General features: G+C 72.2%; 9 protein-coding genes. 5 read left to right on the forward strand and 4 right to left on the reverse strand.

Annotation, left to right across the window (positions count from 1 at the left end; all coding sequences use genetic code 11):
• The first annotated feature begins 455 nt into the window (after positions 1-455).
• From BS80_RS11910 to BS80_RS11920, 3 genes are read left to right on the forward strand one after another with little or no spacing between them, the layout of a single operon-like run.
• Positions 456-3,296 carry a helix-turn-helix transcriptional regulator gene (locus BS80_RS11910; RefSeq protein WP_232246480.1) on the forward strand — a complete coding sequence of 947 codons (2,841 nt, stop codon included), beginning with the start codon at positions 456-458 and terminating at the stop codon, positions 3,294-3,296.
• Positions 3,277-4,239 (forward strand): metallophosphoesterase family protein, encoded by a 963-nt coding sequence (locus BS80_RS11915; RefSeq protein WP_035796282.1) that lies wholly within the window; start codon positions 3,277-3,279, stop codon positions 4,237-4,239. Before BS80_RS11910 ends, BS80_RS11915 begins: the two co-directional genes overlap by 20 nt.
• Positions 4,236-4,916, forward strand: coding sequence for a 4'-phosphopantetheinyl transferase family protein (locus BS80_RS11920; RefSeq protein WP_035796284.1), 681 nt, complete (start codon positions 4,236-4,238; stop codon positions 4,914-4,916). Before BS80_RS11915 ends, BS80_RS11920 begins: the two co-directional genes overlap by 4 nt.
• Positions 4,917-5,000: 84 nt before the next feature.
• Here the strand turns inward: BS80_RS11920 and BS80_RS11925 are convergent, their stop codons facing one another.
• The 3 genes from BS80_RS11925 to BS80_RS11935 all read right to left on the reverse strand — a co-directional run bounded on the left by BS80_RS11925 (position 5,001) and on the right by BS80_RS11935 (position 7,962).
• Positions 5,001-5,753 (reverse strand): ABC transporter permease, encoded by a 753-nt coding sequence (locus BS80_RS11925; RefSeq protein ID WP_232246441.1) that lies wholly within the window; start codon positions 5,751-5,753, stop codon positions 5,001-5,003.
• A gap of 2 nt (positions 5,754-5,755) precedes the next feature.
• Positions 5,756-6,667, reverse strand: a complete 912-nt coding sequence (locus tag BS80_RS11930) for an ATP-binding cassette domain-containing protein (protein ID WP_232246442.1) — start codon at positions 6,665-6,667, stop codon at positions 5,756-5,758.
• 248 nt (positions 6,668-6,915) lie between these two features.
• The gene (locus BS80_RS11935) at positions 6,916-7,962 is read right to left on the reverse strand and encodes a sulfotransferase family protein (RefSeq protein WP_035796292.1); all 1,047 of its coding nucleotides are present in this window, start codon (positions 7,960-7,962) and stop codon (positions 6,916-6,918) included.
• Positions 7,963-8,241: 279 nt separating this feature from the next.
• Here BS80_RS11935 and BS80_RS11940 point away from each other — a divergent pair, with 279 nt between their 5' ends.
• Positions 8,242-9,900, forward strand: coding sequence for a flavin monoamine oxidase family protein (locus BS80_RS11940; RefSeq protein ID WP_035796295.1), 1,659 nt, complete (start codon positions 8,242-8,244; stop codon positions 9,898-9,900).
• A gap of 56 nt (positions 9,901-9,956) precedes the next feature.
• Here the strand turns inward: BS80_RS11940 and BS80_RS11945 are convergent, their stop codons facing one another.
• Complete coding sequence (locus BS80_RS11945) at positions 9,957-10,592, reverse strand: thioesterase II family protein (protein WP_035796298.1); 636 nt, start codon at positions 10,590-10,592, stop codon at positions 9,957-9,959.
• A 323-nt stretch (positions 10,593-10,915) separates the two neighbouring features.
• On the opposite strand from BS80_RS11945, the gene BS80_RS11950 reads away from it, so the two are divergent.
• Complete coding sequence (locus tag BS80_RS11950) at positions 10,916-11,854, forward strand: ACP S-malonyltransferase (protein ID WP_157536172.1); 939 nt, start codon at positions 10,916-10,918, stop codon at positions 11,852-11,854.
• The last annotated feature ends 72 nt before the right edge of the window (positions 11,855-11,926 follow it).

Here is an 11,926-nt window from a genome sequence, read left to right on the forward strand (position 1 = left end):
TCAGTGGAATCTCCAGTCCTGTCGGTGGCTCCAGCCCGGGCCAACAGCTAATGAGACAAGAATTAGCGGGTTTATGACGACCTAACGGCTGGTCAGATGCCATCACCTGACATCTGACATTGCTACAGTCACGAACAGGTGAGCGGACGGCACGAGGGGACCGTCAGCCCGGGGCTGCGCCATGCGATTTTGGCCGGTGCCGGGAGCGCCCGCCCGAACGCCCGGGGACGGTCCAGCGGAGGGGGAGAGCGGGGCCCGCGCAGAGCGCGGTGGCTAGACGGGGATGCGCAGACTCCACCGCCTGCACGCGGTACGGAGGGCGGCCGACAGACCGGCCGTGGCATACAACGCACAGCGCACGGGGACCCGTTGGCACGGCCGGCAGCAGCGGCAGTCCGCTGCGCCGTCATGCCGTCCGGACCCGTGCGAGGCGCGAACGGGAAGGATGCTTGGACGTGCTTGTGGACCGGGACGACGAGATCGCTCGTCTCATACAACTCCTCGACGGACAGCTGGGTGGGGGCCCTGAGGACCGTTGCGGACTCGGTGTCGTCAGTGGTGCGGTGGGCTCGGGCAAGACGGAGCTGCTGCACCTGGTGTCGGGGCACGCCGCGGCCCGGGGGGTCAGGCTGCTCAGCGCCGTCGCGTCACCAGCCGAACAGCACTTCCCCTACGCCCTGCTGGAACAGCTCCTGCAGACCGGCCCGGCCACCGGCGACCCCGTCGAGGTCCCGACCGGCGAGACGGCGCAGGTCCCGCCGCGCTTCCTGCAGGACGTCCTGCGCACGCTGACCGGCCTCGCCGCGCAGGGCCCGGTCCTGATCGCCATCGACGACATCCAGTTCGCCGACCCCCAGTCGCTGCGCTGTCTGACGTATCTCACGCGCTGCTACGACTCCGCCCAGCTGACCCTGATCGCCACCCACGGCCTGCACCCCGGCGGGCTGCCGCCGGTCCTCGCCGACCTGCTGGACCAGCCCCGGGCCTGCCGGATCGCGCTCGGTCCGCTCGGTGTCGACGCGGTGACCCGGCTGCTCACGGCGGAGCTCGGGCAGGCCGAGGGCGCCCAGCTGGCCCCCCGCTTCCACCAGTTCACCGGCGGCAGCCCGCTGCTGCTGCGCGCCCTGCTGGACGACCACGGCGCCGGCGGCTCGACGGAGTGCGGGCCACGCGCCGGGGACCTGTTCCGGCAGGCCGTCCTCGCGTGCGTCCACCGCAGTGGCAGCGACAGCCTGCTGGTCGCCCGCGGGGTCGCGCTGCTGGACAGCATGGCCTCCGCGACCGTCCTGCGCGGGCTGACCGGGGTCTCGGAGTCGGGGCTGCGGCTCGCGCTGGCCACCCAGCAGGAGGCCGGCATCCTGGAGGGCATGAACTTCCGCCACGAGGCGGCCCGCAGCGCCGTCCTGGAGGACCTGCCCACCGACGAGGGTGCGGACCTGCGCTACCGGGCCGCCCGGCTGCTGCACGAGGACGGCGCCTCTCCGCTGGACGTCGCAGGCCAGTTGCTCGCCCACGGCCTGCCCGAGCAGCCGGCGCACTGGGTGTCCCAGGTCCTGCAGGACGCCGCCCAGGAGGCGCTGGCCACGGACGAGGCGGCGCTGGCGATCCGATGTCTGCGGCTGGCCGAACTGAGCTGCTCGGACGAGCAGCAGCGGCTGGTGCTGCGGGCCTCTCGGGCACGGCTGACCTGGCGGTTCAAGCCGTCCGCCGCCGCCCAGCTGGTGCAGTCGCTGGCCGGCCCGGCCCGCTCCGGGCAGCTGCCGTCCGGCTGCACGCTGAACCTGGCCCACGGCCTGATGTGGCACGGCTGGATGGACGACGCGGCCGCGGCGATCCGCCGGGTGTGCAGCACCGGAGACCCGAACGACCCGCTGCTCGACTCCGAACTCCGGTTCACCCGAAAGACGTTGGCCTGCACCTACCCCGGCGTGCTGACCCAGGTCGGCCCGCTGCTGCCGGCCCGCTTCGGACCCGCGCCGATGCCGGTGCTGCCCACCGCCACCCGGCTCAAGGCCCTGGGCGCGCTGTCCGTCGCGCTCGGCCAGCACACCGAGCCCGGCGCCGCGGCCACCGCGGAGCAGGTGCTGCAGAGCGCTCCGGTCTCCGACCAGAGTCTGGACGCGCTGGCCACCGCGCTGCTGACGCTCGTGTACACCGACCGGCTCGCCGCCGCCGCGCTCTGGTGCGACCGGCTGCTCGCCCAGACGGCCGACCTGCGGGCCCCGGCCTGGACGGCCACCCTCACCGCCACCCGCGCCCTCGTCTCGCTGCGCCGCGGCCGGCTCACCGAGGCGGTCGAACAGGCCGAGTCCGCCCTTGAGCAGCTCCCGGCGCACGGCTGGGGTGTCGGTATCGGGCTGCCGCTCTCGGTCCTCGTGGAGGCGCGGACCGCGATGGGCCACCACGACGCCGCGGCCGAACACCTGGACCGGCCGGTCCCGCAGACGATGTTCATGACCCGCTTCGGCCTGCACTACCGCTACGCGCTCGGCCGCCACCGGCTGGCCACCGGACGCCACCACGCCGCGCTCGACAACTTCCTGGCCTGCGGCGAGGAGATGCGGGCCTGGTCGCTGGACTCGCCGGCGCTGGTGCCCTGGCGCACCGGCGCCGCGGAGGTGTGGCTGAAGCTGGGCAACGCCGAACGCGCGGGGGCGCTCGCCCAGGAGCAGCTGGACCTGGCCGGATCCGCCCTGCCGCGCACCAGCGGCGCGGCCCTGCGGGTGCTCGCCGCGAGCGCGCCGGCCAGGAGCCGCCCCGAACTGCTGGGCCGCGCACTGGAACAGCTGCAGGACGGCGGCGACTGGTACGAGACGGCGCGGGTGCTGGCCGACCTCGGCCAGGCCCACAAGCTCCTCGGCGATCCGGCCAAGAGCCGGCCGCTGGTCCGCCGGGCCTCGCGGATGGCGGACGGCTGCGGGGCCGAGGAGCTCTACCGCTCGCTGCAGGGCGCGTCCGGACGCGGCACCGCGGAGCCGGCCGCCCCGGCCCGCACCGGTGCGGCCACCGCGAGCGCTGCCGCGGCCGCGGCCGCCGACTCGGCTGCGGGCAGCGCAGCCGAGCCGGCGGCCGGGGCTGCGGCCGGCGGCACCGGCGAGGTCGCGCTGACCGCGGCCGAACGGCGGGTCGCCTCGCTGGCCGCGTACGGGTACACCAACCGGGAGATCGCCGGCAAGCTCTTCATCACGATCAGTACCGTCGAGCAACACCTCACCCGGGTCTACCGGAAGATCGATGTCAGGCACCGCCAGGACCTGCCGACCAGCTTGGATTTCGATGTCGCCCACACCGCCTGACCAGACCGGCCCGACCGGCCGGACCGATCCGACCACCCGCAGCGCGCCGTCCGGCGGACGGCTGCTCGCGGTGAGCGACCTGCACATCGGGATGTCCGAGAACCGCGCGATCCTGGAGTCGCTGCGGCCCGGCAGCGACGAGGACTGGTTGCTCGTGGCCGGGGACGTCGGCGAGATGACCGAGGACATCGAGTGGGCGCTGCGCCTGCTCAAGGACCGCTTCAGCACCGTCGTCTGGGCGCCGGGCAACCACGAGCTGTGGACCCCGCGCGAGGACAGAGTGCAGCTGCGCGGGGTGGCCCGCTACCGTCATCTGGTCGAACTCTGCCGTGGCCTCGGGGTGTTGACCCCCGAGGACCCGTACCCCGTGTGGACCGGCCCCGGCGGACCGGTCGCCGTGGCGCCGCTCTTCGTGCTCTACGACTACTCCTTCCGCGCGCCGGGCACCGACACCGTCGCGCAGTCGCTCGCCTACGCGCACGAGACGGGCGTGGTCTGCAGCGACGAGTACCTGCTGCACCCCGACCCCTACCCGGACCGCGGCGCCTGGTGCCGGGCCCGGGTGGCGGAGACCGAACGACGGCTGGCGGCGCACGACCCGGCCGTCCCGCTGGTGCTGGTCAACCACTACCCGCTGGTCCGCGAGCCCACCAGGGTGCTGCACTACCCGGAGTTCGCTCAGTGGTGCGGGACCGAGCTGACGGCCGACTGGCACCAGCGGTTCACCACCGCCGCGGTCGTCTACGGGCACCTGCACATCCCGCGGACCACCTGGTACGACGGCGTCCGCTTCGAGGAGGTCTCGATCGGCTACCCGCGCGAGTGGCGCAGGCGCGGCCACCCCAAGGGCCTGCTGCGCCAGATCCTGCCCTACCCGGCGCAGCCGGCGACGGCACCGAACGGGGCCGCGACGACGGCCGGCCAGGGAACGAGCACCCGATGATCGACGAGCTGATACCGGCGGCGGCCTGCGCCTACTCCTTCGAGGACTTCGGCGAGGACGGGCTCTTCCCGCAGGAGGTGGCCCTGCTCGCCGGCCTGCCGGACGACCGCCGGCGGGAGAGCGCCACCGTACGGGCCTGTGCGCGGCAGGCGCTGACCGAACTGGGCCTGCCGCCCACGCCGGTGCTGCCCGGAGTGCGCAACGCGCCGCAGTGGCCGGCCGGCGTGGTGGGCAGCATGACGCACTGCGACGGCTACCGGGCGGCGGCGCTGGCGCGGGACTCGCGGCTGCTGGCCGTGGGGATCGACGCCGAGCCGGACGCGCCGCTGCCGTCGGGGGTGCTGGAGTCCATCGCGCTGCCGTCGGAGGCCGCCTGGGCGGCGGCCGCACCGGGCGGCGGCGGGCTGCCGCACCGCGGGCGGCTGCTGTTCAGCGCCAAGGAGAGCGTCTACAAGACCTGGTACCCGCTGATGCGAACCGAGTTGGAGTTCGAGGACGCGGAGATCAGGTTCACCCAGGATCCGCCCGCCGCCGGGGTGGCCGGGCGGTCCGGGACCTTCCACGCCCGGGTGCTGCGGCCCGGGCGGCACTCCGACGGGCGGCTGGTCAGCCGGTTCGACGGGGGCTGGGTCGCCCGGCACGGTCTGATCGTCACCGCGATCGCGGTCGCGGCCTGAGCACCCGCGTCCGGTACCACCCCGGACGCGAACGGGCCGGTCTGCTCCCCAGCGGGAGCGGACCGGCCCGAACTTCTTTCTCTGTCAGCCGAGTTCGCGGCTCATCGTGCGCATTCCCCAGGCCACCGCCAGCACCGCCAGCACGACGGCGACCACGGCGCCGGTCAGCGTGGCGTGCGAGCCGTAGTGCCCGACCGCGATGGCGCGCAGCGCGTCCACCACGTGGGTGAGCGGGTTGAGCCGGGAGAGCGTGTGCAACCAGGACGGCGCGGCGTCCATCGGGAGCAGGACGCCGGAAAGCAGCATCAGCGGCACCAGCAGCATGCTGAGCAGCGGGGCGAACTTGTACTCCTCCTTGATCTTCAGCGCCAGCGTGTAGGAGGCCGAGCTGATCGCCGCACCGAGCACCGCCGTCAGGGTCAGCGCCAGCGCCATCGCCGGCACCGAGGCACGGAAGCCCAGCGCGGTCGCGGTTGCCAGCAACAGCACGCCCTGCAGCGCCAGTTGGAACACGTCACTGATCACCCGGCCGAGCAGCAGCGCCGCCCGGCTGACCGGCGCGACCCGCAGTCGCTCCATCACCCCGGAGCGCAGTTCGGGGATCAGCGAGAACCCGGCGTAGGCGGCGCCGAACAGGGTGAGCTGCATCAGCATCCCCGGCACGAACCACTGCCAGGGGTTGCCGCCGCCCCGCACGACGGTGCCCTTCAACAGCGGCCCGAAGAGCAGGAGATAGACCAGCGGCCCGGCCACGCCCACCAGGAGCGCCATCGGGCTGCGCAGCCAGGGGCGGCTGGAGCGGACGAAGACCAGTCGGGTCTGCTGGAGGAGTCGCACGGTCATTCTCCCTGTCCCGGTTCGGGGTTGGCGTCGGCGTCGCGCAGGCTGCGCCCGGTGAGGGTCAGGAACACGTCGTCGAGGGTCGGCCGCTTGATCTGCACCGCGCGCACCGGGTTTCCGGCCGCCTCCAGCGTGCGCATCAACTCCGGTGCGGCGGTGTCACCGTGGGAGACCCGGAAGCTGACGGTGGCACCGTCGACGGTGACCTCCCGCGCGCCCGGGAGCTGTTCGGCGCTCGCGGCGGCGGCCGCCGGGTCGGCGGGCTCCAGGGTCACCAGGTCACCGGAGATCTCGCCCTTGAGGCCGTCCGGGGTGCCCTCGGTGATGATCCGGCCGCCGTCGATGACCAGGATCCGCTCACACAGCGCGTCCACCTCGTCGAGGTAGTGCGTGGTGAGGAAGATCGTGCTGCCGTGCTCGTCGCGCAGCGAACTGATGTGCTGCCAGAGGTTGCTGCGGCTCTGCGGGTCCAGCGCGGCGGACGGCTCGTCCAGGAAGACCAGCGGCGGCCGGTGCAGGACGCCCATCACGATGTCCAGCCGCCGGCGCTGGCCCCCGGAGAGGGTCCGCACGGTGCGGCCGGCCATGCCCTGCAGTTCGTAGCGGGTGAGCAGCTCGTCCACCCGCTGCCGGGCGGCGGCCCGGGTCATGCCGTACAGCCGTGCCTGGGTGATCAGTTCCTCGCCGACCCGCTGGTCGGCGCCGGCGCCGTTGCCCTGGCCCACGTACCCGATCCGCAGGCGGACGCCGGCCGGGTCGTCGAGCAGATCGCACCCGGCCACCATGGCCTCGCCGGAGGTGGGCCGCAGCAGCGTGGAGAGCATGCGCAGGGTGGTCGTCTTGCCCGCTCCGTTGGGGCCGAGGAATCCGACGATCTCGCCTTCGGCGACATCGAGGTCGACTCCGTTCACCGCCTGAACGGTGTTTCCCCGGCCTCTGAATGTTTTGGTGAGGCCGCGCACTTTGATCATCAGATGTACTCTCGTCCGGTGGGACGCGATTGCCGGCGGGCAGCAGAGACACGCCGGTTCAATCCGCGTGGGATTCCGGCCGCCGCGATTCGGCGGAGAATTGCGCGCATGCGCGCATACCCACCGCGAAATGTAGGCGGCGGCCGAATCCCCCGGCAACCCCTAACCGCCCCTCACCATGCGCTCTCTCAGCAGCCGTGCCGGGCCAGTGCCCGCATTCCCGGCTCGCAGCTGCGACGCAGTGCGGCGAGTTCGTCGGCCGGCAGATTCAGCGCGGCGCCGCACCGGCCGCCATCCAGCAGAGCGGCGCCGGCGGTCAGCCACCGCGGGTCCGCCTCGACACCCGCGAAGTCGGCCAGCCGCTTCAGTTCACCGCGCGGATCGGCGATCAGCTGCTCGTAGCGGAGGGTGCTGCGCTGCGACTGCGGGATCTCCTCCAGCCGGTCCACGCCGTCGACCACCAGGTGCGACCAGAGCCCGCCGAAGACGCTCAGCGGCATCGGCCGGTCCAGCACCAGCGCCGGATCGAACCGCTCGCCGAGCAGCGGCGCGAGGTCGGCCGGCAGCGTGGCGGCGTGCTCGGCGGTCAGCTCGTGCGGGGAGGCCAGGCCGCACCGGTCGGCCATCTCCCACATCAGCAGGAGCAACCGGAACCCGACGTGCCGGCTCATCGACAGCGCGCAGTCCGGCCCGTCCCGGTAGAGGTGGACGAAGCGCGCGTGCGGGAAGAGCCGGCGCAGCTGCGGCACCCGGCCCAGCGAGAGGCCGGAGCGCTCGACGACCGCGCCCGGGTCGCCGAAACGCACCGCCAGGGCGTCGAAGAACGCCTCCCAGTGGCGGGCCGGGGAGCGCACGGGCCAGGCGCTGACCTCGGGCTCCAGCGCGTCCAACAGGCCGTCCGGATCGTCGGTCAGGTGCGGCAGGACCATCATGCTGACGGCGGGGATGCCGGTGGTCTCCACGCGGTAGCGCCCCCGCGGGCGGCGGTTGTAGAGGAACTCGGGCGGCGGGGCGCCGTTGCGGAGCATGGTGTCGGCCACCGGGTTCGGCCGGGCCAGGTGGCCCCAGAACTCGGTGCCGCTCATCGGCTCGTCGCCCAGCACCTGCGGGCCCGGCACGCTCGCGAACAGTTCGTTCACGCTCAGCATGTCCGGGTGCAGATTGACGACCTGCGACAATGCCGTCGAACCACATCGGCCGGTGCCGACCACAAACGTCAGCTTTCGGGTGTGCATGCTCACTTCCTCCCCAGATTTCGTCATCGCGTCGACACTATTCGAGCGCGCACGATTTCGGCGGGTTTCCGGTGCATCGGCGGAAAATCGTCGTCCGGTCCGTGACTGCCGGTCAGCAAGGGTGGATAGGGGTTGATCGTCCGGCCGCCGCGAAAATAGCGTGGGGCCGCTGTCGGCACGAGCCTGGCTCTGCCTTGACTTAGACCGTCCGACGGTCTGAGCCGGGAATTCCCCGATGTCGCTTCACGCACAGCCGACTCGGCCCCGAGAGGTTCTCCCATGACGTCAGCCAGACCGGCTCCGACGACGATGCTGGTGCCGGACTTCCCCTTCTCCTACGACGGCTGGCTCCGCCATCCGGCCGGCCTCGGAGCCCTGCCGCCCGGCGCGGCCGGCACCGAGGTCGCGGTGGTCGGCGGCGGCATGGCCGGCCTGACCGCCGCGTACGAGCTCATGCGGCTGGGCCTGCGCCCGGTCGTCTACGAGGCGGAGCAGCTGGGCGGGCGGATGCGCTCCACGCCCTTCCCCGGAAACCCGGACTGCCTCGCGGAGATGGGGGCCATGCGGTTCCCGGTCTCCGCGCAGGCCCTGTTCCACTACATCGACCTGTTGGCGCTGCCCACCCGCCCGTTCCCCAATCCGCTGGGCCCGAGCACCTCCAGCACCCTGATCGACCTGAACGGCGCCCAGCACCGCGGCCGTTCGCTCGACGACCTGCCGAACGTCTACCAGGAGGTCGCCGACGCCTGGGAGAAGGCGCTGCAGGAGCGCGCCGAGCTGTCGACCATGCGCGACGCGATCCAGCGCCGCGACGTGGAGACCCTGAAGAACGTCTGGAACCGGCTGGTCCGGGAGTTCGACGACCAGTCGTTCTACGGCTTCCTCGCCACCTCCTCGGCCTTCCAGTCCTTCCGGCACCGGGAGATCTTCGGTCAGGTCGGCTTCGGCACCGGCGGCTGGGACACCGACTTCCCCAACTCCGTGCTGGAGATCCTGCGGGTCGTCTACACCGAGGCGGACGACCACCAGGTCGCCATCGTCGGCGGCTCCCAGCAGGTGCCGCGCGGCCTGTGGGAGCACCGGCCGGCGACGCTCGCGCACTGGCCGCAGGGGACGTCACTGGCTTCCCTGCACGACGGCGCGCCACAGCCCGCGGTGACCCGACTGCTGCGCACCGCGCAGGGCTTCCGGGTCGAGGACGAGAGCGGCGGGCGGCGGGAGTTCCCCGCCGTCGTCTTCAGCCCGCACGTGTGGACCCTGCTGAACCGGATCGAGAGCGACCCCGCGCTGCTGCCCACCGACCACTGGACGGCGATCGAACGCACCCACTACATGGGCGCGTCCAAGCTGTTCGTGCTGGTCGACCGGCCGTTCTGGCTGGACACCGACCCGGTCACCGGCCAGGACGCGATGAGCATGACGCTCACCGACCGGATGCCGCGCGGCGTCTACCTCTTCGACGACGGCCCCGACCGGCCCGCCGTGATGTGCCTGTCGTACACCTGGAACGACGACTCGCTGAAGTTCGCCACGCTCGACGCCGAAGAACGGCTGGAGGTGCTGCTGACCAGGCTGGCCCTGATCTACCCGGGCCTGGACATCCGCTCGCACATCCTCGGCGAACCGCTGGCCATCAGCTGGGAGACCGAGCCGAGCTTCATGGGCGCTTTCAAGTCCAACCTGCCGGGCCAGTACCGCTACCAGCGGCGGCTGTTCACCCAGTTCATGCAGGAGGACCTGGACGAGCGGCAGCAGGGCTTCTTCCTCTGCGGCGACGACGTCTCCTGGACGGCCGGCTTCGCCGAGGGGGCGGTCACCACCGCGCTCAACGCGGTGTGGGGGGTGCTCAACCACCTCGGTGGCGCGACGCACCCCGACAACCCCGGCCCCGGCGACCTGTTCCACGGCATCGCGCCGGTTGAGCTGCCCTACACCTGAGACCGGAACCGCCCTGAGACCGGAACCGCCCTCAGCCGCTCCCCCTGCGCCGGATCTCACTCGGCGTCGGGGGGCGGCTGGGAGAGCAGCTGGTCGTGCACCAGGTTGACGATCTCCCGGCGGCAGGAGTCCAGGTAGTCGTAGGAGTCGGGTAAAACCTCCAGGTCGAACCGCCCGCTGGTACACCGCCGCCAGCCCCGCACACCGCGCCGCGGGGCGTCCGGCGTGTGCTCACCGACCAGGGCGACGACCCGGCAGCCGAGCGTCGGCGGGCCCAGCGGCAGCGTCAGGCGGGCCGCCCGGGCGGAGACGAAGAGCGTCAGCACCGCCGTCCCGCAGTCCCGTTCCCAGCGTTCGGCGACCCGGAAGGCGAGATCCGCGCCGGCCCGGTGCCCGAAGAGCGCCACCGGCCCGTCGGTCCACTCCCCCAACGCCTCGAAGATCCGGTCGGCCAGCTGCGCGTCGTCCGTCGTCCGCGCGCCCGCGTCACCGCCCGCGGCGACCGGGTACTGGACGACCAGGACCTCGACGGTGGGGAGCAGCAGTTCCGCCAGCGAGAGGTAGTAGGCAATGGACTCGGCGGACTCGGGGAAGAAAACCAGCCGAAAGCTGCTGGCAATCCCCGGCTGCAGAATCCGTATGAGACCGACGCCGCCGGGCCCGGGCTCCGTGGCATCTGTCGAGCTATTCACGAGTTGTTCCGCACCCTGTCGGTAGAAGGGCTCATTCTGCGAGGCTATGAGCCTGTTCCGTGGCACCGCAACCCCCTGCCTCCCCCTCGTCGGCGATCAATTGCGCCCTGGTGGGACGACAGCGCCGGACAGTCCGGCCACACCCCCTCACAGCCCCTGACCTGGCACGGGCACCCCCGGTCTGCGGGCTGCTCCGGGCCGTCGGACGAACGTCGGTGCTAGACATGGAAAGCATGTTCTCTGCGGCCCAGCAGGTGCGGTGCACGGCAGGCCCGCATCGGCGCCCCGGCCGGTACCGTTCCCAGGAGTAAGGGCACCAGACCTTGACGGCTTCCGAATCGACCAACACCGCCATCGTGTTCCCCGGCATGGGACCTTCAAGCTTCTCCGAGGTGGGGAAGTTCCTGATGCTCGACCCGTTCGCCCGCAAACGGCTCGCGGAGGCCGACGAGGCACTCGGCTATTCGGTCTTCGACCGCCTGCGGGAATCCGAGGAGGACTACTCCGAGGCGACCCAGATCGCCTTCCTGGTCAACTCGATGGCCTCCGCCGACCGGGCCGAGGAGGAGCTGGGCATCGTCCCCGGCCTCTGCGTGGGCCCCAGCTTCGGCCAGAAGGCCGCCACCGCGTACACCGGCGCGTTGCCCTTCCCCGAGGTGGTCCGGCTGACCGCCGAACTGGCCCGGGTCGAGCAGCGGTACTTCACCGAGGAGTACCAGGACGCGGTCACCCACACCTTCGTGCGCACGGCGCCGGAGAAGCTGGCCGAGATCCTCGCGGACTTCGACGAGCGCGGGCGCTGGTACGACTTCTCCGGGCACCTGGACAGCGGCTTCCACATGGTCTCGCTCTCCGAGCGGGACCTGGAGGGCTTCAAGCAGCGGATCAGCCAGGCCGGCGGGTACTCGATGTACACCATGGTCCCGGCGGTGCACGCGCCCGCCTTCACCGAGCTGCGCCGGCGGGCCGCCGAAGAGGTCTTCCCGCGCTACGAGTTCGCCGACCCGAAGCTGCCGATCGTCACCGACCAGGACGGCAGCGTCATCACCACCGCCGACCGGCTGCGCACGATGCTGCTGGACACCTTCGACCTGCCGATCGACTGGCCGAAGGTGGTCGGGGCGCTGCGCACGGCCGGCGTCACCAAGCTCTGCATCGCCGGCCCGGACAACCTGTTCCACCGCCTGGACTGCACCAAGGACAACTTCCAGGTCGTCACGGTGGGCCCCGGCAAGCGCCAGCGCGTTCCCCGGGCCCGCTGACCGCGTCCCAGGAACCGGCCAGGGGCCGGTCCCCGCTCCCCCGGTGAACTCCGGGGGGAGCGGGGACCGGCC

Origin of the sequence: Kitasatospora mediocidica KCTC 9733, from assembly GCF_000744225.1 — a bacterium.
GTDB lineage: Bacteria > Actinomycetota > Actinomycetes > Streptomycetales > Streptomycetaceae > Kitasatospora > Kitasatospora mediocidica.